This is a genomic window from Pseudoxanthomonas sp. z9, assembly GCF_006542425.1.
Taxonomy (GTDB): Bacteria; Pseudomonadota; Gammaproteobacteria; order Xanthomonadales; family Xanthomonadaceae; genus Pseudoxanthomonas_A.
Window position 1 is genome coordinate 280,458 of record NZ_VFID01000016.1, and the last position, 23,834, is coordinate 304,291.

Below are 23,834 nucleotides of genomic sequence, written 5' to 3' on the forward strand. Positions count from 1 at the left end.
GCGCAGCGGGCGGCGGGGGATTTGCTTTTGGCGGGGAGTCGGGAAAGGCCCACCCCCGCTCATGCGACAATGACGCCCCGTAATTGCACGCAGCTTTCGCCACGTGGCCCGCAGCCGTTCCCCCCGCATCGACAAAACCCCTTTTGAAGCCCAGATCCTCGACCTGACCCACGACGGCCGGGGCGTCGCCCGCCGGCCTGCCGCGCCGGGCGAGAGCGGCAAGGCCGTGTTCGTGGCCGGCGCGTTGCCGGGCGAGCGGGTGATGGCCGAACAGACCGCCAAGAACCGCCACTTCGACGAAGCGCGCACGCTGGACGTGCTGCAGGCCTCGCCGGATCGGGTGGCGCCGCGTTGTGCGCATTTCGGTACCTGCGGTGGCTGCGTGCTCCAGCACCTGGACGAGGACAAGCAGATCCACGCCAAGCAGCGGGTGCTGATGGAAAACCTGGAGCGCATCGGCCATGTCGCTCCCGGCAGCGTGCTGGCGCCGCTGGTGGATGCGAGCTGGGGCTACCGGCGCAAGGGCCGCTTCTCGGTGCGCCGGGTCGACAAGAAGGACAAGACGCTGGTCGGTTTCCGCGAGCAGGATCCGCGCTTCGTCGCCGATCTGTCCGAATGCCATACCGTCATCCCCGAGATCGGCGGGCGCATCACCGCGCTGGCGGCGCTGGTCGATGGCCTGCACGCACGCGCCGATATCCCCCAGATCGAATTCATCGCCGGCGACGCTACTGCGGAGTTCAGCGGCATCGCACTGGTGTTCCGCCATCTGAAGCCGCTGGGCGACGCCGATCGCGCCGCGCTGGTGGCGTTCGGCCAGCAGCATTCGTTCGCCATCTTCCTGCAGCCGGGCGGCGTGGACAGCGTGCACCCCTTGTGGCCCGAGGCGCCGGCGCTGGCCTTCGTGTTGCCGCAGTGGAACGTGGAACTGGCGTTCCGCCCGCTGGACTTCATCCAGGTCAACGCCGGGTTGAACCAGAAGATGATCGCGCGGACCTTCGAGCTGCTGGATCCGCAGCCACGGGATCGCGTGCTGGATCTGTTCTGCGGCCTGGGCAACTTCACCCTGCCGATGGCGCGGCTGGTCGGCGAGGTGGTGGGCGTGGAAGGCGATGCCGGCCTGGTGGCGCGGGCGCGCGAGAACGCACGGCGCAACGGACTGGCGAACGCGCAGTTCCATGCCGCCGACCTGACCCAGGACCAGCGCGGCACGGGCTGGATGCGCCAGGGCTTCGACAAGCTGCTGCTGGACCCGCCGCGCTCGGGCGCCATCGAAGTGCTGCAACAGCTGCCGCTGAAACAATTCAACCGTATCGTCTACGTCAGCTGCCACCCCGGCTCGCTGGCCCGCGACGCCGGCTTCCTGGTCAACGAACAAGGCTACGAACTGAAGTCGGCCGGGGTGATGGACATGTTCCCGCACACCGCCCACGTCGAATCGATTGCGTTGTTTGAACGACGGGAATAGGGAATCGGGAACGGGGAATCGAAAGCCAATGCGCTTGCTCCCCGCTCCCTGATTCAACGATTCCCGATTCTCCATTCCCCATTCACGGCTCCATCCCATGCCTGTAGAAATCGAACGCAAATTCCTGGTTACCGGTGACGGCTGGCGCGAGGCCGCGCACGAGGTGGTGCCGATGGCGCAGGGCTACATCAACGACATGGCGGCGATGGACGAGGGCCGGCAGAAGGCGTCGGTGCGCGTGCGCATCCAGGGCAACGAGGCTTATCTCAACCTCAAGTCGCGCGAGCTCGGCCACACCCGCCAGGAGTTCGACTATCCCATCCCGGTGGAAGAGGCGCGCGCGCTGCTGGACCTGTGCGTGGGCGGACTGATCGACAAGCGCCGCCACCATGTCCGCCATGCCGGGCACCTGTGGGAGGTGGACGAGTTCCTGGGCGAGAACGCCGGCCTGGTGGTGGCCGAGATTGAACTGGCCAGCGCCGATGAAGCCTTCGTGAAACCGGACTGGATCGGCAGGCAGGTCACCGACAGGCCGCGCTATTACAATCTGGCCCTGGCATCGCGCCCGTACTCGCAGTGGTCCGCGGCCGAACGCGACGCCAGCGACCTTCCCTGAGGACCCCACCATGCTTGTCATCGGCATTGCCGGCACCGAACTCAGCGCCCAGGAGCGCGACTGGCTGCAGCACGACGCCGTCGCCGGCCTCATCCTGTTCACCCGCAACTTCGCCTCGCGCGCGCAGGTCACCGAGCTGTCCGCCGCCATCCGCGATGCGGCGCCGCGCCCGCAGCTGATCTGCGTGGACCAGGAAGGTGGCCGCGTGCAGCGCTTCCGCGAGGGCTACAGCGCGCTGCCGCCGCTGGAAGGCTTCGGCAAGCGCTACGCCGAGGACCCGCAGGGCGCCCTGCAACTGGCGCAGGAACACGCCTGGCTGATGGCCAGCGAGATCCGCGCCAGCGGCATCGACCTGAGCTTTGCGCCGGTGGTGGATCTGGCGCGCGGCAACCGTGCCATCGGCGACCGCGCGTTCGACGCGGATCCGCAGGTGGTCGCCGCGTTCACCCGCGCCTATGTGCAGGGCATGCACAGCGTCGGCATGCCGGCCACCCTCAAGCATTTCCCCGGGCACGGCACGGTGCTGGAAGACACGCACTTCGACGACGCGGCCGATCCGCGCACGCTGGAGGAACTGCGCGGGCAGGATCTGCTGCCGTTCGTGGCCGGCATCGAGGCCGGCGCGGACGCGGTGATGATGGCGCACGTGAAATACCCGGCGGTGGCGCCGGAGCCGGCCGGCTACTCGCCGCGCTGGATCCAGGACATCCTGCGCGCGGATATGGGTTTCCGCGGGGTGGTGTTCTCCGACGACATCGGCATGGCCGCGGCGTTCTCCGCCGGCGGCGTGAAGGAGCGCATCGATCTGCACCTGGATGCCGGCTGCGACGTCGTGCTGGTGTGCTCGCCGAAACTGGTGGAAGAGTCGCTCAAGGCGGTGGAAGGGCGCGCCCTGAACACCGCGGCGCTGCTGGGCCTGATCGGCCGTGGCGCGCTGGGCTGGGACGGCCTGCTGGCCGATCAACGTTATGGGCAGGCGCAGGCGCGCGTGCTCGGCAATACAGGAGTGGTGTGATGAGCAAACTGGGAACGACGCGTCCTTCGCTGGCCGATGCGCTGGCCAATGCCGATCTGCTGGTGGATCGCGCCACCCTGGACCAGGCGATTGCGGATATGGCCGAACCGATCGCGCGTGACTACGCCGGCGAAGTGCCGGTCTACCTGACCATCATGCACGGCGCGCTGCCGTTCGCCGGCCAGTTGGCGCTGGAACTGGGCGCGCGCGGGCTGGATCTGGAATTCGATTACCTGCATGCCACCCGCTATCGCGGCGAGACCGCCGGTGGCGAGCTGGTGTGGAAGCATCGCCCGGCCACCGCGCTGTATGGTCGCCGGGTGCTGCTGGTCGATGACATTCTCGACGAGGGCCATACGCTTCTGGCCGTGCGCCAGTGGTGCCTGGAGCAGGGCGCCACCGACGTGCGCATCGCCGCGCTCAGCGTCAAGCGCCACGACCGCTGCGTCGAGGGCGTGCGGGCCGATTACATGGGCGTGGAAGTGGCGGATCGCTACGTGTTCGGTTTCGGCATGGACTACTACGAGCAGGGTCGCAACCTGCCGGCCATCTACGCGCTGAAGGAAGAGGCATGAGCGGCATCGCGCTGGCCGTGATCGGCGGCACCGGCGTCTATCGCCTGGCCGCGCTGGCCGACGTCGAAACGCGCGAAGTGGAGACCCGCTTCGGCAAACCGTCCGGGCCGATCCGCATCGGTCACCTGCTGGGGCAGAAGGTGGCGTTCCTGGCCCGCCACGGCGAAGGCCATTCGGTGCCGCCGCACCAGGTGAACTACCGCGCCAACCTCGCCGCGTTGAAGGACATCGGCGCGACCCGGGTGCTGGCGCTCAATACGGTCGGCGGCATTACCGAACGGTTCGGCCCGCGCGTGCTGGCCTGCCCGGATCAGATCATCGATTACACCTGGGGACGCATCTCCACGATCTGCGAGGAGCCCGGCAGTGAAGTGCTGCATGTGGATTTCGGTGAGCCCTACACCCCTTTGCTGCGGCACAAGATCGCCGCGGCCGCGCGCGTGACCGGCGTCAAACTTGTGGATGGCGGTTGTTATGGCGCCACCCAAGGGCCGCGCCTGGAAACCAAGGCGGAGATCGCGCGGATGCGCCGCGATGGTTGCGATCTGGTGGGCATGACCGGCATGCCCGAAGCCGGGCTGGCGCGCGAACTGGGGCTGGATTACGCCTGTCTGGCCATCGTCGCCAACTGGGCGGCCGGCTGCGGCACCGGCGAGGAGATCACCATGGCCGAGGTACTGGCCAACGTCGAAGCGGCCTCGGCGGGATTGCCGGAACTGATAGGCGAACTCGCGCGCGGGTGATTGTCAACACGGCCAAGCCTTTGCATACTCCGCGGGTGCGGTTGCCGCCGCACGTTAACCACCCGCACCTTACAAAGGAAACGCAAGCGCTATGCCGTACGGTACCGTGAAATGGTTCAACGATGCCAAGGGCTTCGGATTCATCGCGCCAGAAGATGGCAGCGCCGATGTCTTCGTGCATCACTCCGCGATCAACTCCAAGGGCTTCCGCAGCCTGAAAGAAGGCCAGCGAGTGACCTATGAAGTGACCCAGGGCCCGAAGGGCGCACAGGCCGGCAGCGTCACGCCGTCCGACTGATTGCAACGCTGCGAGATTTCTCGAACCCCGCTTCGGCGGGGTTTTTTATGAGGGAAGGGGAGACCCACACGGATGCGGAAACAACACGTCGCCATCGTCGGATACGGCACCGCGGGCCAGGCGCTGGCGCTGCTGCTGTCGCGCGACGGGCATACGGTGGAGGTGTTCGAGCGTGCGCCGCAACTGGGGCCGGTGGGCGCCGGATTCCTGCTGCAGCCGACCGGCTTGCAGGTGCTGTGGGAGCTCGGACTGCTGGAGGCCGCGCTGGCGCATGGACGGCGCGTGCGCCGGTTGTACGGGGAGACGCCCTGCGGCCGCGCGGTGATGGACATGCGCTATGCGCGACTGGACACCGGGCTGTTCGGCCTGGGCATGCAGCGCGGCGCGCTGTTCGCACTGTTGGCCGACGCCTGGCCGGGACGGACCGAAGTGCGCCAGGGCGTGTCCATCGAGGAGGTCGAGGAAGACACGCGCTGGCTGCGCGATCACACCGGCGCCCGCCATGGTCCCTACGATCTGATCATCGCCGCCGATGGTTCGGCCTCGCGGCTGCGCCGGCACACGGGCGCGGTCAGGTTGGATGCGCCGTATCCCTGGGGGGCGCTGTGGTGCCTGGTGCCGCAGGGGGAATGGCCATGGCCGGACGAATTGCGCCAGCGCTATGTCGCCGCGCGCAAGATGATCGGCATGCTGCCGGTGGGTACACGCCCGGATGACGACACGCCGAGGCTCAGTTTCTTCTGGAGCCTGCCGACCGCCACGTTCGAACAGTGGCATGGCCAGGGCATTGAAGGCTGGCGGCGCGAAGTAGCCGCGATCTGGCCCGGGATCGAACCGCAACTGGCGGGATTGGTCGAGCCTGCACAACTGGCGCGCGCGAGCTACCGCGATGCCGCGCTGGATCGCTGGTCGCGTGGCCGCCTGGTGATGGCCGGGGATGCGGCCCACTCGATGAGCCCGCAGCTCGGGCAGGGCGTGAACATGGCACTGATGGACGCGCTGGCGCTGCGCGACGCGCTGCGTGCGGAAACCTGCATCGAGGCCGCACTGGCGCGCTACCAGCGCGAGCGCGAGGCGCATGTGCGCATCTACCAGTTCTGGAGCCGCTGGCTGACGCCGATCTTCCAGTCCGAGCATGACTGGATCGCACGCACGCGCGATGTCGCGTTCCTGCCCTTGGGACGCCTGCCGTGGGGAAGCCGGCACATGCTGCGCGTGCTCAGTGGCACCCAGCATGGCGTGTTCGGCAAGTTGGCGCTGCAGCCGGCGTTCCTGCAGGCGCTCGCCGGGCTGGGCTGAACAAGCGGGCCCGACGCCCGCACCCGGCGTGCTTTTGGGGGAGAATCCATGCGCATGCCGCAATGGAGTCCACGATGAACGGATTGCCGCACTTCGAAACCCATCGGGTCGAGAACCAGCCGCCCGCGTTCGAGCCACGCGACCTGTGGGCCGACGACATCGCCCTGCGCGAGGCGGTCGACCGCGAAGGCGCTGCCGGGTTCACGGCGCGGCTGGCCGTATACGGCGGGTTGGCCGGCGACGAGCTGTACCGCATCGGCTTTGATGCGAACCGCGATCGTCCGCGCCTGCGCACGCACGATCGCTTCGGCCATCGCGTCGATACGGTGGAGTTCCATCCGGCCTATCACCGGCTGATGGAGGCGGCCAAGACGCATGGCGTGGCGGGCCTGTCCTGGCATGACCCGCAACCCGGTGCGCACGTGGCGAGGGCGGCGCTGAGCTATCTGCACCACCAGGCCGACGCCGGCACCAGTTGTCCGCTGACCATGACCCATGCGGCGGTGCCGGTGCTGCGGCGCGAACCGGTGCTGGCGGCCTGGGCGGACGCGGCCGCCGCGCCGCTGTACGACCCGCGCGATCTGCCGCTGGCCGACAAGACCGGCATCACCCTGGGCATGGGCATGACCGAGAAGCAGGGCGGCTCGGACGTGCGCGCCAACACCACCACCGCGACGCCGGACGGCGAGGGTTACCGGCTGGTCGGGCACAAGTGGTTCTTCTCCGCGCCGATGTGCGATGGCTTCCTGGTGCTGGCTCAGGCGCCTGGCGGGCTGACCTGCCTGCTGATGCCGCGTCGCCTGCCCGATGGCGAACGCAACGGCTTCGCGCTGATGCGGTTGAAGGACAAGCTGGGCGACTGGTCCAACGCCTCCAGCGAAGTGGAGTTCCGCAACGCATTGGCCTGGCGGGTGGGCGAGGAGGGACGCGGCGTGGCGACCATCATCGAGATGGTGATGCTCACCCGGCTCGACTGCATGCTCGGCTCGGCGGCGGAAATGCGCATGGCGCTGGCGCAGGCGTTGCATCATGCACGCCACCGCAGCACCTTCGGCAAGGCGATCGCCGACCATCCGCTGATGGCGAACGTGCTGGCGGATCTGGCGATCGAATCCGAGGCGGCCACGGCTTTCGCGCTGCGGGTGGCGCGCGCCGTCGACCGCGCGCCGCGCGACCCCGGCGAGGCCGCCTTCGCACGCATCGCCACCGCCATCGGCAAATACTGGATCTGCAAGCGCACGCCCGCCTTCGTCAACGAGGCGCAGGAGTGCCTGGGGGGCGCGGGCTACGTCGAGGAATCCATCCTGCCACGGCTGTACCGGCAGGCGCCGCTCAATTCCATCTGGGAAGGCAGCGGCAACATCCAGTGCCTGGACGTCCTGCGCGCGCTGGCACGCGAGCCGGAAACCCGCGCGGCGCTGGCGACCGAACTGGAGTCCGTGGCGGGCAGGGAGCCGGCTTTCGATGGCTTCGTGGCGAGATTGACGGCGGACCTGCCGCATGCCGCCGAAGCCGGTGCGCGCAACCTGACCGAACGGCTGGCAGTGGCCCTGCAGGCGGCCGTGTTGCTGCGCGCCGGCAGTCCCGCCGCCAGCGCCTTCATCGGCGCCCGGCTGGAGCAGGGACACGGATGGGCTTTCGGAAGCCAGCCGGGCATCGCCGCGTCCGACACCCTGTTGGCCCGCGCGCTGCCGGCATAGCCATCCGCGCGCCGGGAGCACCGGACCGGCGCGCGCTTTGGTGGATACCTGGACGGTTCGAAAGGCGCGCGGCCGCAGGCCGTTCCTGCGCAGGGAAACTTCATGCCTCATGGATGCCGGTGGCTATCGCGCGCGTCGGATCAACCGGCAAGGCTTGAAAAAACAAGCGCAGGGAAATGCCACGTTCCCTGATCAGGACGGGCTAGCATCGCCTTCATGGAAAAAACGATCAGGACGGGCCGGTGGATGGTCAGCTTCCGCGGCTGCGCGGCAGGCCTGCTGTGGGCCGTGTTGGCCTTGGCCGGCGGTACGCGGGCCAGCGAGCCGCCGGACCTGCTGCCCGCCGCACAGCGGGCCGATGCCATCCGGGTCTACAAGGCGCAACGGCGCATGGAACTGCTGCGCGCCGGCCAGGTCATCGCCACCTACCGGATCGCCCTGGGCGATGCGCCGATCGGGCATAAGCGCCAGCAGGGCGACGAGAAGACGCCGGAAGGCGATTACCGCATCACCTACCGCAACCCGCGCAGCCGTTTCCACCTGTCGCTGCGCGTTTCCTATCCGAACGAGGCGGATCGCCGGCAGGCGCGTGCGCGTGGCGTGGATCCGGGCGGCGACATCATGATCCATGGCGCGACGCCGCCGGGCTACCGCGGCGACTGGACCGATGGCTGCATCGCGGTGACCAATGCGGAAATGGACGAGATATGGCAGCGGGTGCCGGTCGGCACGCCGATCCGGATCGTCCCCTGAGCCGCGCCTTGAGCGGGCGGGGTCAGCGGCCGGCGGCGAGCGCGCGCGAACCGGTGATGATCATGCGCACCATCTGCGAGACCTGATCGATCAGCTCCGGATCCTTTTCCGGCGGCAGATCCATCGCGGTGGCGCCCATCGCGAACACCAGCCGGGTGATGGCCTTGGAGACCAGCGCCGGCTCGTGCAGCGGTGCGTTGTCGCGGATCGCCAGCCGGATCAGGTCGATGCGCAGTTCTTCCTCGAAGAATTCGAGTTCACGGTCCACCGCCTGCTTGAACGCGTCGGAACCGACCGTGCCCTCGCGCAGCAGCACGTGCAGCAGCTTGTCGTCGGCGCGCAACTGTTCGATGAAGGCTTCCACCGAACTGCGCACCACGCTGCGATCGCTGCCGGCGGCACGCTGGCGGGCCTCGCCGATGATCTTGCGCAGCGAACTGCCGGCCAGATCGATCAGCGCCACCGCCAGTTCATCCATGTCGCGGAACTGCCGGTAGAAGCTGTTCGGGGCGATGCCCGCCTCGCGCGCGACCTCGCGCAGGCTGAGGGTGGAGACGCTGCGGTGCGGTCCGAGCAGTTTCAGCGCCGCCGCCAGCAGATCCTCCCGGGAGATCGTCGCCTTGCGGCCGGGGCCGTGGTCGTCGTGCGGGAGGAGGGAGGTGGACATGGATGGAAGCGTACGGGGCTGAATGGAAAGGGACTGGCCGGCATCATAGCGGCAAGAATTAATATACGGTTGTATACACGACTGTATTGACATCGGTATAGTGCCCCCATGAACGCCCGTGTCCTTCCCGCCCCCCGCCGCCCATCGGGTGCGCTGCGGCGGCTGATCAGTCCGCTGGTCGCGCCCGATGTCTTCGATTTCTGGGCCGGCAGGCTCAACCGCAACTGGACCTGGGACCGGCCGCGCGCGCGTCTGGTGGCCCGCGAGCAAGCCGCGAGGGGCGCGGTGATGCTCTGGCTCAGGCCGAACCGGCACTGGGCTGGATTTCGGCCGGGGCAGCACGTCAGTCTGGGCGTGGAAATCGATGGCGTCCGCCATACCCGCAGCTACAGCCTGACTGAACCGCCGCGCGCGGACGGCCTGCTGGCGATCACCGTCAAGGCGATCGAGGCGGGGCGGGTCAGCCAGTATATGTACGGCCAGGCCCGGGCGGGCGAAGTGTTCGAACTGGGTCCGGCGTTCGGCGAGCTGTGCCTGCCGGCGCACCCCGAGGGCGGTTGGCTGTTCCTAGCGGCCGGCAGCGGCATCACCCCGCTGATGGCGTTGACCCGGGAACTGGCGGCCCAGGGGATGCCGGTGGATCTGGATCTCGCTTACTGGGCGCGCACCCGCGAGGAGCTGTGCTTCCTGGATGAGCTGCGTGCATTGGCGATCCGCCATCCGCGTTTCCGCGTGCATCTCGGCCTGACCGGCGAGGCCGCACGGGAGGCCGACGAGCAGGCTGGCCGTATTGACGGCGATTGGCTGGACGCAAGGATCCCAGCATTGGCCGGACGGCGGGCGATGGCCTGCGGTCCCGGTGGTTTCGTCGAGACCGCGAGGCGCTTGCTGGAAGGCCGCGTCGCCGGCTTCCAGGCCGAGGCGTTCAGCCCGCCGCCGAATGCCATCGAAGACAGTGGCGAAGTCGAAGTCCATCTGACCCGCAGTGGCCGCCGTGTGCAGGTGGCGCGCGGACAGTCATTGCTGGTGGCGCTGGAGGAAGCCGGCCTGAAACCCGAGTCCGGCTGCCGCATGGGCATCTGCAATACCTGCGCCTGCGGCAAGGCCGCCGGCGCCACCCGTCATCTGCCCAGCGGCGCGCTGGCGCAGGAACCCACCCAGGCGCTGAAGCTGTGCATCAACAGCGCCGTGACCGATCTGGAACTGGATCTCTGATGAGCGCTTCACGCAACCGGGCCCTGACCCCCGCCGAACTGGATCGCTTCGGCGAAGAACTGGACGCGCTGCGCGCACGCACGGTGGCCACGGTGGGCGAGCGCGACGCGCGCTACATCCGCCGCATCATCGCCGCGGTCCGCTATACCGAAGTGGCCGCGCGCGCGCTGTTGTTCGCTTCGGCGCTGCTGGGCGGCCTGCTGGTGGCCGGGCAGGCCTGGGCATGGCTGTTCTGGCCGACCTGGATCCTTGGTGCGCTGCTGCTGGGCGGGGCCAAGATCCTGGAGAACATGGAACTGGGCCACAACGTCATCCACGGCCAGTACGACTGGATGGGCGATCCGCAGATCAACGGCCGGACCTACGAGTGGGACATCGTCGCGACCAGCGAGAACTGGCGGCACACGCACAACTTCCGCCATCACACCTACACCAACATACGCGGCCTGGACGACGACATCGGCTACGGCCTGCTGCGGATCTTCCCCGAGCAGAAGTGGAAGCCGTTCTACCTGGTGCAGCCGGTTGTCGCGATCTTTTTCGCGCTGTATTTCCAGTGGGGCGTGGCCATCCAGGATCTCAAGCTGGGCCGCTGGTGGCACGGCAAGATGACCGGTGCGCAGCTGCGCCGCAAGGCGCGTCCGGTGCTGCGCAAGATGTCGCGCCAGTTGATCAAGGACTACCTGGTGTTCCCGGCCCTGGCCGGCCCGTTCTTCCTGCCGGTGCTGCTGGGCAACCTGGTCGCCAATGGCATGCGCAACGTGTGGACCTACGTGATCATCTTCTGCGGGCATTTCACCGCCGACGCCGAGACCTTCCCGAAGGAATGCATCAAGAACGAATCGCGCGGCCACTGGTACCTGCGCCAACTGCGCGGGTCCTCCAACATTGGCGGCGGCCGGTGGATGAACGTGATGTCCGGCAACCTGAGCCACCAGATCGAACACCACTTCTATCCCGACATCCCGGCCAACCGCTATGCGGAAATGGCAGTGGAAGTGCGCGAAATCTGCGCGCGTTATGGCCAGCACTACAACACCGGCTCGCTGCCGCGCCAGTTCGGCCAGGTGGCCTGGCGGATCCTGCGGCATGCGTTCCCGAGCCGCGCCCGCATCAGGGTGCCGCTGGTGCTGCCGGAACCGGAGCCCGCGCCGGAAGCGGCGTGATCCGTCACCGGATCAGTCGAACAGGAGTGTCGCAACGGGGCTGCCATGCCCCATCCGGAAACCGTCAGCTGCGACGCCAGGGCTGGCCGCGGTACCACGCCTCGTGCGCCAGGCCGAGCATGGCGTGATCCTCGTGGGTATCGCCGTAGGCGTGGATGCGCTCGTAGCGTGACAGGTCGTAACGTTCGCGGATGCGGCGCGCCTTTTCCCCGCCCACGCACTGCGCGCCGCGATAGCGGCCGGTCATCCGGCCGTCGCGGCTTTCCAGTTGCGAACAGAGCAGTTCCAGTCCCTGTGCCTGACACCAGTGCGAGAGATAGGTGTCCAGGCCGCCGGACACCACCACCACCGTATCGCCGCGATCGCGATGCCAGTGCAGGCGGGCCATCGCGTCGGCTCGCAGCACGCCGGGCAATAACTGCTCGGCGAATGCCTTGCCGGCATCGCGCAGGCGGCTTTCGGCGACCCGGCGGAAACCGAAATCCACGATGGTCGCGCGCACCCGGTGGCCCGATACCCAGCCGGCGCGGTAACCGAGCACCATCGGTGCCAGCACCACCTGGCCCACGGCCAGGCGCATCGGCGGAACCGCGGCGCGCATGAAGTCCGGCATCATCTCGCGGACCGTGAGGGTGCCGTCGAAATCGAACAGGGCCAGGTTCATTGCCGCCTGTGCCCGGGAGTGGACATGTCCGACGCCGTTCGACTGCCGCGCGTGATCAACGGCACGCGTAGGCGGGCTTCTCCGGCGTGGAGTTGGAGCGGCAGGCCGGACACCAGGACTGCACGATTTCCTGGCCATCGGCCATCGTGCGCATGCCGAAATGGCCGACCGGATGGAAGACATGCCGACCCGCCTGGCTGGAACAGCGCGGGCAACTCTTGAGGTCCTGTCCGCCCCGGCTCATGTACTGGGAATCGTTGAGGGGATGTTCGCAGCTGCAGTCGGTCATGGCAGGTCCTTCGCGATGGAATCCGGTGGAGTGCGGATGTTAACCGGCGCGCGCGGTCGGTGGCAGCCTCAGTCGAGGAACTGCAGGCGTGCCAGCTCCGCGTACAGGCCGTCCTGCGCCAGCAGTTCCTCGTGCGTGCCCTGCGCGACGATGCGGCCGCGATCCATCACCACGATGCGATCGGCCTTGAGCACCGTGGCCAGGCGATGGGCGATGACCAGGGTGGTGCGGCCCTGCATCAGCCGTTCCAGCGCATGCTGCACGGCGCGTTCGCTCTGCGCGTCGAGCGCGCTGGTGGCCTCGTCCAGCAACAGGATCGGCGCGTCTTTCAGCAAGGCGCGCGCAATCGCGATGCGCTGCTGCTGGCCGCCGGACAGGCGCGCGCCGCGTTCGCCCAATTGGCTGTCGAAGCCGTCGGGAAGCTCGCGCAGGAAATCATCGGCCTCGGCCGCCTCGGCGGCGGCGCGTACCTGCTCGTCGCTGGCGTCGAGTCGACCGTAGCGGATGTTGTCGGCCGCGCTGGCGGCGAAGATGGTCGGTTGCTGGGGAACCAGCGCGATCCGTTCACGCAGGCCGGTCGGATCCAGCTCGCGCACATCGACGCCGTCCACGCGGATCGCGCCGGACTGCACGTCATGGAAGCGCAGCAGCATGGAGAACACGGTGCTCTTGCCGGCACCCGACGGACCCACCAGCGCGACCGTCTCGCCGGGCTTCACCGCCAGGTCGAAGCCATCGAGCGCGGGCAGGTCCGGGCGCGACGGATAGTGGAACACCACCTGCTCGAAACGGATCTCGCCATGCAGCGGCTCGGGCAGCGCACGCGGCCGCGCGGGCGCGGCGATGCGCGGCGTTTCCTCGAACAGTTCGGCGATGCGGCCCATGCCGCCGGCCGCGCGCTGCAACTCGTTCCAGACTTCCGCCAGCGCGCCGACCGAACCACCGCCGATCAGGGCGTAGAGGACGAACTGGGCCAGCGTGCCGGCGGTCATCGCGCCCTCGGCCACGTCGTGCGCGCCCATCCACAGGACCAGCACGATGGTGCCGAAGATCAGGGTGATGGCCGCCGCGGTCACCCAGGCCTGGGCGCGGATGCGCCGGCGCGAAGTGTCCACCGCCACCGACAGCGCGGCGTCGAAGCGGCCGCGTTCGTAGCTTTCACGCGCGTGCGACTGCACGGTGCGCACCGCGCCCAGGGTTTCGCTGGCCAGCGTGTTGGCATCGGCCACCCGGTCCTGGCTGGCGCGCGAGGCCTTGCCCAGCCGGCGCGAGCCCAGCACGATCGGCAGCACCGCCAGCGGGATGCCCAGCAGCGCGAATCCGGCCAGGCGCGGACTGGTGACGAACAGCATCACCAGGCTGCCGATCACGGTCACGCTGCTGCGCAGGGCCACCGACATGCTGCTGGCGACCACGCTGCGCAGCAGTTCGCTGTCGGCGGACAGGCGCGAGATCAGTTCGCCGCTGCGGGTGCGATCGTGGAATTCCGCGTCCAGGCCGATCAGGTGCGCGTACAGGCGCTGGCGCAGATCCGCCACCACCTTTTCGCCGAGCAACGAGACGAAGTAGAAGCGCGCGGCGCTGGCCAGCGCCAGCACCACCACCACCACGAACATCGCGCCGAAGGCCTGGTTGATGCCGGCACCGCCGGCGCCGAAGCCCTGGTCGATCATCTGCTTGAAAGCGGTAGGCAGGCTCAGGGTGGCCACCGAGGCAACCGCCAGGGCGACCAGCCAGGCGGTGAACAGGCCGGCGTGCTGGCGGATGAAGGGCCACAACGCGCGCAGGCTGCCCAGCTTGGCCTTGGAGCGGGTAGCGCGGGCATCGTCGGTGCCGGCATCGGCCGGCGCTTGGGCAGCACTCATGAAGGTTCCATCGGAAACGCTGTGGAAGCGGCCCGGCGCCGGACCGCTTCCACAATGCTTGCGGGTTGGATTCTCGCGCGACCGGATCCTTCCGGATCAAGCATCCCGATCAGGCATCCGGCTCCGGCCCGGACCAGCGCACCCGGTTACGGGTGGCGTCGCGCAGGTGGATTTTCAAGGCGTCCCCCTGTTCGGCCGGCAGGCGCAGGCGCAGGCGGGCACCGTGCTCGTCGAAGGACTCGTCCAGTTTCTCCGCGCCGAATCCGGCCAGGGCGGCATGCACGGCTCCCAGGTCCTCGAACGGCGCGGCCAGTTCCAGCGTCCGCATCACGATCAGCGGCCTGCGTTCGGCCAGCCGCAGGCATTCGGCGGCCGCGCCACCGTACGCGCGGACCAGACCACCGGCGCCCAGCTTGATGCCGCCGTACCAGCGGGTCACCACCACCATCACCTGGTCGTAGCCCTGGCCGTCGATGGCGGCCAGGATCGGACGCCCGGCGGTGCCGGCCGGTTCGCCGTCGTCGCTGGAGCGGTACTCGGCGCCGATCCGATAGGCCCAGCAATTGTGGGTGGCGGCGGGGTCGGCGACGTCGGCCAGGAACGCCAACGCGTCCTCCGGGCTGGCCACCGGCGCGGCGGCGACCAGGAATCGGCTGTGCTTGACCTCCAGCAGGTGCGAGGCCTGGGCGGCCAGGGTGTGGCTCATTCGCCCAGCAGTTCCTTCAGATCGTCGGGAACCTTCTGGAAGGGATGGTTCTGCTTGAAGCGCACCAGGCTGTCGGTCGCGCTGGCGCGATCGCCCAGATCCCGGCGCAGGCGGATGCGCTCCAGCCAGTCTTCCGGCGGCAGCTTGGTGTCCTCGATGACCGGCAACTGCAGGTCGGTGCGCTTGAGCGCGTTGCGGGTGGCACTGGCAGGGGCCGGCACGACCGGCGCCGAAGTGGTGATCGCGGGCTGCGGCGGCGCGGGCTGCGGCGTGGCCTTGGGCGCGGAGAGGACGCGCCGCGCGCGCGCCTCCGCGCCGCCACGGGCGGCTTCGGCCGCGTCGGCGGCATCGCGGGCCTGTTCAGCGCGCGCCTTCTCGCGACTGGCGGCAATCGCGGCGGCGGTTTCCGGATCGGCGACGAAGCCCGGGCGATCGGCGCCGCTGGCATTCCCGTAGGACTGCACGGACGCGGGTGGCATGGCGACGCTGTCCAGGGTGGTGGCATCGGCGCGGGCTGTCGCGGCGACAGGCGGGGGGGGCGCAGGCGGCGCGGCCAGCGGGTGGCCGTATTCGACGGCGGGTACGGATGCCGGCTCGGCCGCGGCTTGCGGAGCGGGAGCCTGCCGTCTGGCGGGCGGGGTGGCTTCACGCGTGGCCACGCGTTCGGCCGGGCCGCGATGGGGCATGGCCATCGGCTTGGCCACCGTGGGTGGCTGCACGACCGAGGCCGGTGCCGGCGGGGCGACTTGCCGGGCGGATGCGGGCGGGGCGTCGGCCGGCGCGGCGTCCGCGGCGTCCGCCGCCTGGGGTTCGTCGGCGATCACGAGGCGCGCCTCGGGCAAGGCCGTCTGCTCCGCCGAGGGGACCTCGTCGACCGGTCGAAGCTGCCAGGCGATGCCCACCGCCAGCAGGGCGCTGGCGGCCAGGCCCATCGCCACGGGCCAGCGCGGTTTGCGCGGCGCGGCCGCACGGGCCGCCACCGCGTCGTGCGCAGCCGCCAGGATGCGGGCATCAAGCGTGGGCGAGGGCTCGCCGTGCGGCCCCAGCCGCGCCAGCTGATCGGCCAGCTGGCGTTCTTCGGCACTCAACGGTTCGGGGGGACGGCGGTTCATTCGTTCAGTCTCGCGCGCAACTTGTCCATCGCGTAACGCAGCCGCGATTTGACGGTTTCCCGACCCACGCCGGTGATGTCGCCGATTTCCTCCAGGCTCAGTTCCTGCTCCAGCCGCAACTGCACCACCTGGCGCTGGTCCTCGGGAAGTTCGGACAACGCCATCTGCAGGCGCCGCCGCTGCTCGAACTCGGAGAGCTGCCGCTCGGGCGTGTCCGGATCCGGCACCCGCGCGGTGCGCTCGTCCGCGTCCTCGGGGGCCGCCGGGCGATGGCGGGCGGCCCGCCAATGGTCGTTCAGGCGATTGTGGGCGATCCGGAACAGCCAGGTGGTGAAGGCCGCCTCCGGTTTCCAGCCCTGGCGCGCACTGATGACCCGCTGCCAGACATCCTGGAAAAACTCGTCCGCCAGCGCGCCGTCGCGCAGGTTGCGCAACAGGAACCGGTACAGCGGTCCCCGGTGGCGGGCGTAGAGCCGCTCGAAAGCCGATGCATCGCCGGCGGCGTAGGCCAGCATCAATGCTTCATCGGCGGGTTCGGCGGCGTCGTTCACTGCGATCAGCGTAAGGGCTTCGCGCTTTTCCGGGAAGCGGCCGAGCGTCAGGTTGCTGAACGAAAATGCATCCGGCACGGGGCAGGACGCTTCGAAAAGCAGGGCGGGGACCGGAACGAAATGCATGTCCGTGAAAACGGATGGACGGCCATTGCGGGGTTCGCACCGGAGTTTGTGGCGCGGGTTGCCGTTCACGGACCGCATTGGCGTTATGCTCGGCACGGGGAACTTTCATTTGAAGCCAATGCTGTCCGGAACCGGGGTGCCCAGCCAGAACGAGCGTGTCGGCACCTTGCCCGGCGAAGGAGAGGCGGTGGCACCCGAACGGATCCTGGGCGTGCTGCTGGAAGGCCTGCCGCCAGGCGCCGAACTGGCGATCAGCTGGCGCGACTGGGCGCTGGGCGCGGGCGGCGTCGCCACGGCCGAAGCCCCCGCCGGCCTGCGCCGGCGCGCCGAACACGCGCTGAGCGAGGGTTCGCCGGTCGACCCGGAGGATGGCTGGCTGCTGGCCTGGGAAAACGCCGACGGCAACGCGCGGATGGCACTGGCGGTGGCATTGCCGCAACCGGTGCCGGAGGCGAGGCGCGACTCCTGGTGCCGGCTGGCCAAGGCGATGATCGGCGCGACCCTGGACACGGCGCGCGCGCATGCCCGGATCGTTTCGCTGGAAAAATCCAAGCGCCTGCAGCAGGCGCTGTACGAAATCGCCGATCTGGCCGGCACCGGGCTGGAGATGAGCGAGATGCTCCGCCGCATCCACGCGGTGGTGAATTCGCTGATGTATGCGGAGAACTGCTACATCGTTTCCTACGACGACCAGCGCCGGACCATCCGCTTCCTGTATTTCGCCGATCAGAAGGATGCCTACGTCGCCGAGCCGGAGCGCGAGTTCACCGAAGAGGAGATGGCCAACAGCATGACCTTCGCGCTGCTGCGCCACGGCCAGCCGTTGCGCGGACCTTCGGCGGTGATCCGGCAGAAACTGGGGGTCATCCGCGATCCCAGCCACGGCCCGGACAGCCTGGACTGGCTGGGCGTGCCGATGCGCCGCGACGATCGCGTGTGCGGCGCCATCGTGGTGCAGAGCTACGACACCCCGGCCAGCTATGCCGACGAGGATCGCGCGCTGCTGGGCTACGTGGCCCAGCACATCCTCACCGCGCTGGATCGCAAGCACGCGCACGCGGACCTGGAACACCGGGTGGAAGCGCGCACCCACGAACTGCAGCGCGCCAACCGCGAGCTGCAGGCCGAAATCATCGAGCGCAAGCGCGCGGAGAAACTGCAGAGCGCGCTGTTCCGGATCGCCGACCTCGCCATCACCTCCGAGAGCCTGGAGCGCTTCTACGCCGACGTGCACGCGGTGGTGGACGAACTGATCGACGCGCGCAATTTCTACATCGCGCTGCTCAGCGAGGACCGGCAGACCCTGACCTTCCCGTATTCGATCGACGAGCGCGACCCGCTGCGGCGGTCGCGCCGGATCGGCAACGGCCTGACCGAATACGTCATCGAGACCGGAAAGGCGCTATTGGCCGACCGCGCCGTCATCGCCCAGCTCAGCGGCGAGGGCAAGGTCGTCCAGCACGGACCGCCGGCCCACAGCTGGCTGGGCGTGCCGCTGTTCCAGGGCGACGACGTGCAGGGCGTGGTGGTGGTGCAGAGTTATTCGCCGGAGGTGAAGTTCACCCAGCACGACCAGAGCCTGCTGAACTTCGTCGCCCACAACATCGGCAACGGCCTGGGCCGGCAGCGCGCGCAGGAGAACCTGCGCGCCGCGCACGCCGAGCTGGAACGGCGGGTGGAGGAACGTACCCGCGAGCTGGCCGACGCCAACACCCAGCTGCGCGCCCAGATCAACGAACGCCTGCGCGCCGAGCAGCGCCTGACCTACCAGGCCACCCACGACGCGCTGACCGGACTGCCCAATCGCCCGCATCTGCTGGACCGGCTGTCCGCGGCCATCGAGCGTGCCCGGCATGGCGACGGCCAGGCGTTCGCGGTGCTGTTCCTGGATCTGGATCGCTTCAAGCTGGTCAACGACAGCATCGGCCACGCGGCCGGCGACGAACTGCTGATCGAGGTGGCGCGCCGCATCACCATGACCGTGCGCGGCAGCGACGTGGTCTCGCGCCTGGGCGGCGACGAGTTCGCCATCCTGATGGAGTACGCCGACGGCGAGGAGAACATCCGCGAGCTGGCGCAGCGCTTGCTGGCGGTGCTGAGCCGGCCGATGTGGGTGGCCGGGCGCGAACTGTATCCCTCGGCCAGCCTGGGCATCGCGGTCTGGCACCCGCGCTACCGCAACGGCGAGGAACTGCTGCGCGACGCCGACGCGGCGATGTACCGGGCCAAGGAACAGGGGCGTGATCGCTGCGCGATGTTCGACGAGGCCATGCGCGAGGCGGCGATGCACAGCCTGGATCTGCAGGCGGACCTGCGCCGCGCGATCAACAACCGCGATTTCGTGCCGTACTACCAGCCGATCCTGCGGCTGGACGACGGCGAGGTGGTCGGTTACGAGGCGTTGCTGCGCTGGCAGCACGAGCGGCGCGGATTGCTGGCGCCGGCCGAGTTCATCAGCCTGGGCGAGGACAGCGGGTTGATCGAACAGGTCGACTGGCTGATCTACGAACAGGTGGTGAGCCAGATCGCGCGCGGCGGCGATGGCTATGTGTCGGTCAACGTGTCGCCACGGCATTTCCGCTCACCGGACTTCGCCGACCGCCTGCTGGCGCTGTTCGAGGCCCAGGGCGCGGATCCGGCGCGGTTGCGGGTGGAAATCACGGAGGTGGCGCTGCTCGACGACGCGCCGCGCACCTTGCGCATCCTCAGCACGCTGCGCGAGCACGGCATCCTGGCGCAGCTCGACGACTTCGGCACCGGTTTCTCGGCGCTGTCGTACCTCCACCGTTTTCCGATCTCGGTACTGAAGATCGATCGCAGCTTCGTGGCCGGCATCGGTGACGAAACCCGGCCGGAGAGTCCCGGCCTGGTCCGCGCCATCCTCGCGCTGGCCAGCACCCTGGGCATCGACACCATCGCCGAGGGCATCGAGACCGAGGAGCAGCGCAGCGCCTTGCTGGAACTGGGCTGCAACTTCGGCCAGGGCTACCTGCTGGGACGGCCCGCCGCGCACATGGGCGCCCGCTGAGCGGCGGACGGCGGCGTCCGCCGCCGGGATTGAATCAAACCATTCGCTTCGCCGTCCCGGGAAAGCCCGCGCCGGGACGGCGCTCCTTGCCGATGGTGTGCCTTTGCCTATTCGCCGGCGGCGATGGCGGGCGTATCGGTCGCCTGCGCGGAGGCGAGTTGCCGCGCCTGTTCCACCATGCCGGTGAATTCGCGGCGCAGGCCGAACCGATCCGCGCCTTCGGCGCCGCGCGCGGCGGCCAGTACCTGGGCCCAGCTCCAGTTGTCGATGTGCTGCCCGCCGCGCAGCAGGTCGGCGTAGGCCGCCACCGCGGTGGCGAAGCGGAAGCCTTCGCTGGGTTTCGGGCTCAGGGCATCGGCGCGGATCGGTGTCGCGATCAGGCGACTGGCGTCCTGGCCCGGTGGCTTGTAGCGCAACTGGAGGTGGGCGATCTCGCCACCGGCTACGCCGCGCGATGCGGACGCGGTATTGGAGCCGGCCTGGCCATAGCGCAGCGGCGGCAGGCGATCGGCGCCGGAACCGGTGGGTGTGATCTCGTACAGCGCGGTGACTTCGTGGCCCGCGCCGATATCGCCGGCATCGACCTTGTCGTTGGCGAAGTCCTCGCGCTTGAGCAGGCGATTCTCGTAGCCGATCAGGCGGTACTCGGACACGTAGGCCGGATTGAACTCGATCTGGATCTTCACGTCGCGGGCGATGGTCAGCAAGGTGGACTGCATTTCCTCCACCAGCACCTTGCGTGCCTCCTGCAGGGTGTCGATGTAGGCATGGTTGCCATCGCCGACGTCGGCCAGCCGCTCGGCCATCGCGTCGTTGTAATTGCCCTGGCCGAAGCCCAGCGTGGTCAGCGCGATGCCCGATTTGCGCTGATCGCCGACCAGCGTCTCCAGTGCGCCCTGGTCGACGGTGCCGACATTGAAATCGCCGTCGGTAGCCAGGATCACCCGGTTGACGCCATCCTTCACGAACGCCTGCCTGGCCATCGCGTAGGCCAGCCGGATGCCGTCGCCGCCGTTGGTCGAACCGCCGGCCTGCAGGTGGTCCAGCGCGCCGAGGATCTCGTCGTGGTGGTCGCCAGGGGTAGGCGGAAGCACCAGTCCCGCCGAACCGGCATAGACCACCATGGAGACGCGATCCTGCGAGCGCAGCTGTGGTACCAGTTGCGCGAACGCCTGTTTCAGCAACGGCAGCTTGTCCGGCGAATCCATCGAGCCGGAGGTGTCGATGAGGAACACGAGGTTGGCGGGCGGCAGGGTCGCCTTGGGCACGTCGTAGCCCTTGATGCCGACCATCAGGATCTGGCGCTTGCCGTTCCAGGGCGCGGCGGCGAGTTCGGTGGTCACCCGGAATGGCGTGTCGCGATTGGCCGGCGCGGGATGGTGATAGTCGAAGTAGTTGATGAACTCCTCCGCGCGCACCGCGTCGGCGGGCGGGCGGACGCCATCGCGCAGCATTCGCCGCACGTTGCTGTAGCTGCCGGTATCCACGTCGATGGAGAAGGTCGACACCGGCTGCTCGCCGACGCGGTGGACCGGGTTGTCGTCGCGTGCGGCGTAGCGTTCGGTGTTCGCCGGTTCGGATGGGGAGACGAACCCGGGACTTTGCAGCGCCACGTACCCGGCGTTCATCTTCATGGCGGCGGGAGGGGGAGGCGCCGCGGCCGCGCTGGGCATGGGGCGGCCGTATTCGGCTCGCACCCGGGCATCGGCCTGTTGACGGACCCGGACCGTGTCCAGGGTGGCGCTGGCGGCTGCCGCGTCGGCGGCGGCGGACGCCTCGGCCGCGACCAGGTTCGCGGTGATGTCGGCGTCAGGAGCGCCGGAGGACGTGGATGACGGCGACTGCGCCACCGGCTGCGACTGGCAGGCGGCCAGCAGGGCAATGGCGAGCAGGGTGAGGCTGGGACGAGCGTGGCGCATGGCGATTCTCCCGATGGGTCGGGAAGGTCAAACGCATGCGGAAGAAAAACGGGGTTGAGCCGGCTGGAGATCGGGAACAAAGCGGGACGGGTGGACCGCAGATCGGGCCGGCCAACGCCGGGCCGGAACGGGTGCGCTATTCGACGCGCAGCTTCAGGTCGCCATCGGCCAGGCGTGCCTGCACGGCGTCGCCCGGCTGTACCTGTGCCACCGAGCGCACCAGCGTGCCGTCATCCCGGGTGACGATGGCGTAGCCGCGCGCCACCGTCGCCAGCGGGCTCACCGTTTCCAGTGAACGAGCCAGTCCGCGCAACCGCAGGGCGTCGCGCTGCAACTGGCGGGCCACCGCGGCCTGCGGACGCACGCGCAACGCTTCCAGCCGCGCGCGCAGTTGCGCGAGTTGGCGCTGCGGTTGCGCGGCGCGCAGGACGGCCGCGGCGTGGCGCAGGCGCGCGCGCCGCTGTTCCGAGCGTTCCCGCCACAGCGCCTGCAGGCGCCGCATCGCCGCGTCCTGGCGGTGGCGGATCAGCGCCAGGCGTGCCTGCGGACGCAGCGCGTTCATGCGCAGCGCCGCGCGGTCGGCGCGCTGCATGGCCTGGCGCAGGTGGTGACGCTGCAGATCGAGCAGGCGTCGCTGCAGCGTGCGCAGGCGGGTCGCGAGATCGCGAATGTCCGGCACCAGCAGTTCGGCCGCGACCGAGGGCGTGGGTGCGCGCAGGTCGGCTGCGAAGTCGGCCAGGGTGAAGTCGGTCTCGTGGCCGACCGCGGACACCACCGGGACCGGCGAAGCCGCGATCGCGCGCGCCAGCTGTTCATCGTTGAAGGCCCACAGGTCCTCCAGCGAACCGCCACCACGGGTCACCAGGATCGTGTCGTAGCGGCCACTGTCGGCGGCGCGCCGGAGCATCGACACGATCTGCGCGGGCGCGGCTTCGCCCTGGACCTGCACCGGCAGGATGTCCACTTCCAGCAACGGAAAGCGCCGACCCAGCACGCTCAGCACGTCGCGCACGGCGGCCCCGCTGGGCGAGGTGATGACCGCCAGGCGGCGCGGGTGCGCGGGCAGGGCGCGCTTGCGGCCCTCGTCGAACAGGCCCTCGGCCGCGAGCCTGGCCTTCAGTGCCTCGAATGCCCGCCGCAGCGCGCCTTCTCCGGCTTCCTCCAGGTGATCGATGACCAGTTGGTAGTCGCCGCGCGCTTCATACAGGGTCAAGCGACCGCGCGCGAGCACCCGCAGTCCTTCGCGCGGAACGAAACGCAGCCACTGGCTCTTGGGCTTGAACATGGCGCAGCGGACCTGCGCGCGGACGTCCTTGAGGGTGAAGTACAGGTGTCCGGAGGCGGGGCGGGTGACGTTGCCGAGCTCGCCTTCCACCCAGATCAGCGGGAACGCGCCTTCGAGGAGGTCGCGGGCCAGGGTATTGAGCTGGCTGGGAGTGAGGACGTCGCGGGCGGGGTCTTGCATGGGGCATACCGTAGCGCAGCAGCGCACTTTCATAAACCCGGCGTGGAGCGGAGCTTGTTGCGCTGCATGGGCGTTTGCCTTTCGCTTTTTGGGGGTGACCGATATCGGGCGCTAGCGCGCGGACTGTCGTCGGTTGCTCGCCCTGGTGCACTTGCCGCGCGCGTCACCTTTCTTTGCTTGTGCAAAAAAAAAAAGTAACCCAAAGGACGCTTTCAACAGCCGAGGGCTGGTCAAGCACACCCCGGTCCTCGCGCCCCAGCCGCTGCGCGGCCGGGGGCCGTGTCACCGATGGACGTTTCGGGAAGGCACATCCTCTTGTGTCTGCTCAAAACACCGCGCGCCGTGCGCGGCGCCCTTCGGGCTTGCCCATCGACGCCATCGCTGCGGATGAGGCCCCAGGAGCAAAAGCCAAGGCCGAAGGGCCTGTATGCTCGCGATGCGCAGCGGAAGATACCGCTCATGGAGCCCCCTATGCCAAAGGGGGCGGGCGCCTGCGAAGCAGGTGACGGGGGATGGACCCGCCATTCGGCGGTTGAAAAGTTCTTGCTCTCGGCGCCAAAAGCAAATCCCCCTCAATCCCCCTTTTTCAAAGGG

At 69.0% G+C, this 23,834-nt stretch carries 21 protein-coding genes; 12 read left to right on the forward strand and 9 right to left on the reverse strand.

The window, feature by feature from the left end; all coding sequences use genetic code 11:
- The first annotated feature begins 103 nt into the window (after nucleotides 1-103).
- The 9 genes from rlmD (at nucleotide 104) to FG323_RS19460 (ending at nucleotide 8,467) form a co-directional block, all read left to right on the forward strand.
- Nucleotides 104-1,468: a 23S rRNA (uracil(1939)-C(5))-methyltransferase RlmD gene (gene rlmD / locus FG323_RS19420; RefSeq protein WP_141456382.1), complete on the forward strand. Its 1,365-nt coding sequence runs from the start codon at nucleotides 104-106 to the stop codon at nucleotides 1,466-1,468.
- A gap of 97 nt (nucleotides 1,469-1,565) precedes the next feature.
- The gene (locus FG323_RS19425; protein ID WP_141456383.1) at nucleotides 1,566-2,084 is read left to right on the forward strand and encodes a CYTH domain-containing protein; all 519 of its coding nucleotides are present in this window, start codon (nucleotides 1,566-1,568) and stop codon (nucleotides 2,082-2,084) included.
- Nucleotides 2,085-2,094: 10 nt separating this feature from the next.
- Nucleotides 2,095-3,099 carry a beta-N-acetylhexosaminidase gene (nagZ, locus tag FG323_RS19430; protein WP_141456384.1) on the forward strand — a complete coding sequence of 335 codons (1,005 nt, stop codon included), beginning with the start codon at nucleotides 2,095-2,097 and terminating at the stop codon, nucleotides 3,097-3,099.
- Nucleotides 3,099-3,674, forward strand: a complete 576-nt coding sequence (locus FG323_RS19435) for a hypoxanthine-guanine phosphoribosyltransferase (protein WP_141456385.1) — start codon at nucleotides 3,099-3,101, stop codon at nucleotides 3,672-3,674. The genes nagZ and FG323_RS19435 overlap by 1 nt, the downstream gene beginning before the upstream one ends.
- Nucleotides 3,671-4,417, forward strand: coding sequence for an S-methyl-5'-thioinosine phosphorylase (locus FG323_RS19440; RefSeq protein ID WP_141456386.1), 747 nt, complete (start codon nucleotides 3,671-3,673; stop codon nucleotides 4,415-4,417). Before FG323_RS19435 ends, FG323_RS19440 begins: the two co-directional genes overlap by 4 nt.
- A 91-nt stretch (nucleotides 4,418-4,508) precedes the next feature.
- Nucleotides 4,509-4,715: a cold-shock protein gene (locus tag FG323_RS19445; protein ID WP_141456387.1), complete on the forward strand. Its 207-nt coding sequence runs from the start codon at nucleotides 4,509-4,511 to the stop codon at nucleotides 4,713-4,715.
- Nucleotides 4,716-4,787: 72 nt separating this feature from the next.
- A complete protein-coding gene (locus tag FG323_RS19450) occupies nucleotides 4,788-6,014 on the forward strand; it encodes an NAD(P)/FAD-dependent oxidoreductase (protein ID WP_141456388.1) in 1,227 nt (408 codons plus the stop codon).
- A 74-nt stretch (nucleotides 6,015-6,088) separates the two neighbouring features.
- The gene (locus tag FG323_RS19455) at nucleotides 6,089-7,714 is read left to right on the forward strand and encodes an acyl-CoA dehydrogenase family protein (protein WP_141456389.1); all 1,626 of its coding nucleotides are present in this window, start codon (nucleotides 6,089-6,091) and stop codon (nucleotides 7,712-7,714) included.
- Between the two features lie 246 nt (nucleotides 7,715-7,960).
- Entirely contained in the window at nucleotides 7,961-8,467 is a 507-nt protein-coding gene (locus tag FG323_RS19460; RefSeq protein WP_141456390.1) for a L,D-transpeptidase family protein, read from the forward strand.
- A gap of 22 nt (nucleotides 8,468-8,489) precedes the next feature.
- Here the strand turns inward: FG323_RS19460 and fabR are convergent, their stop codons facing one another.
- Nucleotides 8,490-9,134, reverse strand: a complete 645-nt coding sequence (gene fabR / locus FG323_RS19465) for an HTH-type transcriptional repressor FabR (RefSeq protein ID WP_141456391.1) — start codon at nucleotides 9,132-9,134, stop codon at nucleotides 8,490-8,492.
- 108 nt (nucleotides 9,135-9,242) lie between these two features.
- On the opposite strand from fabR, the gene FG323_RS19470 reads away from it, so the two are divergent.
- On the forward strand, nucleotides 9,243-10,349 hold the full coding sequence (locus FG323_RS19470) for a ferredoxin reductase (RefSeq protein WP_141456392.1): 1,107 nt from the start codon (nucleotides 9,243-9,245) through the stop codon (nucleotides 10,347-10,349).
- Entirely contained in the window at nucleotides 10,349-11,515 is a 1,167-nt protein-coding gene (locus FG323_RS19475) for an acyl-CoA desaturase (protein WP_141456393.1), read from the forward strand. The genes FG323_RS19470 and FG323_RS19475 overlap by 1 nt, the downstream gene beginning before the upstream one ends.
- A gap of 64 nt (nucleotides 11,516-11,579) precedes the next feature.
- On the opposite strand, the gene FG323_RS19480 is transcribed toward FG323_RS19475, so the two are convergent.
- The 6 genes from FG323_RS19480 to FG323_RS19505 all read right to left on the reverse strand — a co-directional run bounded on the left by FG323_RS19480 (nucleotide 11,580) and on the right by FG323_RS19505 (nucleotide 16,702).
- Complete coding sequence (locus FG323_RS19480) at nucleotides 11,580-12,179, reverse strand: HAD-IB family hydrolase (protein ID WP_141456394.1); 600 nt, start codon at nucleotides 12,177-12,179, stop codon at nucleotides 11,580-11,582.
- 55 nt (nucleotides 12,180-12,234) lie between these two features.
- Nucleotides 12,235-12,468: a hypothetical protein gene (locus FG323_RS19485; protein WP_141456395.1), complete on the reverse strand. Its 234-nt coding sequence runs from the start codon at nucleotides 12,466-12,468 to the stop codon at nucleotides 12,235-12,237.
- 68 nt (nucleotides 12,469-12,536) lie between these two features.
- Complete coding sequence (locus tag FG323_RS19490; RefSeq protein ID WP_141456396.1) at nucleotides 12,537-14,333, reverse strand: ABC transporter transmembrane domain-containing protein; 1,797 nt, start codon at nucleotides 14,331-14,333, stop codon at nucleotides 12,537-12,539.
- Between the two features lie 109 nt (nucleotides 14,334-14,442).
- Nucleotides 14,443-15,039 carry a YigZ family protein gene (locus FG323_RS19495; RefSeq protein WP_141456397.1) on the reverse strand — a complete coding sequence of 199 codons (597 nt, stop codon included), beginning with the start codon at nucleotides 15,037-15,039 and terminating at the stop codon, nucleotides 14,443-14,445.
- The gene (locus FG323_RS19500) at nucleotides 15,036-16,151 is read right to left on the reverse strand and encodes a hypothetical protein (RefSeq protein WP_141456398.1); all 1,116 of its coding nucleotides are present in this window, start codon (nucleotides 16,149-16,151) and stop codon (nucleotides 15,036-15,038) included. The genes FG323_RS19495 and FG323_RS19500 overlap by 4 nt, the downstream gene beginning before the upstream one ends.
- Nucleotides 16,148-16,702 (reverse strand): RNA polymerase sigma factor, encoded by a 555-nt coding sequence (locus tag FG323_RS19505; RefSeq protein WP_141456413.1) that lies wholly within the window; start codon nucleotides 16,700-16,702, stop codon nucleotides 16,148-16,150. The genes FG323_RS19500 and FG323_RS19505 overlap by 4 nt, the downstream gene beginning before the upstream one ends.
- A gap of 262 nt (nucleotides 16,703-16,964) precedes the next feature.
- Here FG323_RS19505 and FG323_RS19510 point away from each other — a divergent pair, with 262 nt between their 5' ends.
- A complete protein-coding gene (locus tag FG323_RS19510; protein WP_255470237.1) occupies nucleotides 16,965-19,856 on the forward strand; it encodes an EAL domain-containing protein in 2,892 nt (963 codons plus the stop codon).
- Between the two features lie 107 nt (nucleotides 19,857-19,963).
- Here the strand turns inward: FG323_RS19510 and FG323_RS19515 are convergent, their stop codons facing one another.
- Complete coding sequence (locus FG323_RS19515) at nucleotides 19,964-21,775, reverse strand: VWA domain-containing protein (RefSeq protein ID WP_141456400.1); 1,812 nt, start codon at nucleotides 21,773-21,775, stop codon at nucleotides 19,964-19,966.
- 136 nt (nucleotides 21,776-21,911) lie between these two features.
- Nucleotides 21,912-23,240 carry an exodeoxyribonuclease VII large subunit gene (gene xseA, locus FG323_RS19520; protein WP_141456401.1) on the reverse strand — a complete coding sequence of 443 codons (1,329 nt, stop codon included), beginning with the start codon at nucleotides 23,238-23,240 and terminating at the stop codon, nucleotides 21,912-21,914.
- Nucleotides 23,241-23,834 lie beyond the last annotated feature (594 nt).

Excerpts from the sequence above, each read along its gene's own strand:
- FG323_RS19425 (WP_141456383.1), top strand. The coding sequence starts at position 1,566 with ATGCCTGTAGAAATCGAACGCAAATTCCTGGTTACCGGTGACGGCTGG.
- nagZ (WP_141456384.1), top strand. The coding sequence starts at position 2,095 with ATGCTTGTCATCGGCATTGCCGGCACCGAACTCAGCGCCCAGGAGCGC.
- FG323_RS19435 (WP_141456385.1), top strand. The coding sequence starts at position 3,099 with ATGAGCAAACTGGGAACGACGCGTCCTTCGCTGGCCGATGCGCTGGCC.
- FG323_RS19440 (WP_141456386.1), top strand. The coding sequence starts at position 3,671 with ATGAGCGGCATCGCGCTGGCCGTGATCGGCGGCACCGGCGTCTATCGC.
- FG323_RS19445 (WP_141456387.1), top strand. The coding sequence starts at position 4,509 with ATGCCGTACGGTACCGTGAAATGGTTCAACGATGCCAAGGGCTTCGGA.
- FG323_RS19450 (WP_141456388.1), top strand. The coding sequence starts at position 4,788 with ATGCGGAAACAACACGTCGCCATCGTCGGATACGGCACCGCGGGCCAG.
- FG323_RS19455 (WP_141456389.1), top strand. The coding sequence starts at position 6,089 with ATGAACGGATTGCCGCACTTCGAAACCCATCGGGTCGAGAACCAGCCG.
- FG323_RS19460 (WP_141456390.1), top strand. The coding sequence starts at position 7,961 with ATGGTCAGCTTCCGCGGCTGCGCGGCAGGCCTGCTGTGGGCCGTGTTG.
- fabR (WP_141456391.1), bottom strand. The coding sequence starts at position 9,134 with ATGTCCACCTCCCTCCTCCCGCACGACGACCACGGCCCCGGCCGCAAG.
- FG323_RS19470 (WP_141456392.1), top strand. The coding sequence starts at position 9,243 with ATGAACGCCCGTGTCCTTCCCGCCCCCCGCCGCCCATCGGGTGCGCTG.
- FG323_RS19475 (WP_141456393.1), top strand. The coding sequence starts at position 10,349 with ATGAGCGCTTCACGCAACCGGGCCCTGACCCCCGCCGAACTGGATCGC.
- FG323_RS19480 (WP_141456394.1), bottom strand. The coding sequence starts at position 12,179 with ATGAACCTGGCCCTGTTCGATTTCGACGGCACCCTCACGGTCCGCGAG.
- FG323_RS19485 (WP_141456395.1), bottom strand. The coding sequence starts at position 12,468 with ATGACCGACTGCAGCTGCGAACATCCCCTCAACGATTCCCAGTACATG.
- FG323_RS19490 (WP_141456396.1), bottom strand. The coding sequence starts at position 14,333 with ATGAGTGCTGCCCAAGCGCCGGCCGATGCCGGCACCGACGATGCCCGC.
- FG323_RS19495 (WP_141456397.1), bottom strand. The coding sequence starts at position 15,039 with ATGAGCCACACCCTGGCCGCCCAGGCCTCGCACCTGCTGGAGGTCAAG.
- FG323_RS19500 (WP_141456398.1), bottom strand. The coding sequence starts at position 16,151 with ATGAACCGCCGTCCCCCCGAACCGTTGAGTGCCGAAGAACGCCAGCTG.
- FG323_RS19515 (WP_141456400.1), bottom strand. The coding sequence starts at position 21,775 with ATGCGCCACGCTCGTCCCAGCCTCACCCTGCTCGCCATTGCCCTGCTG.
- xseA (WP_141456401.1), bottom strand. The coding sequence starts at position 23,240 with ATGCAAGACCCCGCCCGCGACGTCCTCACTCCCAGCCAGCTCAATACC.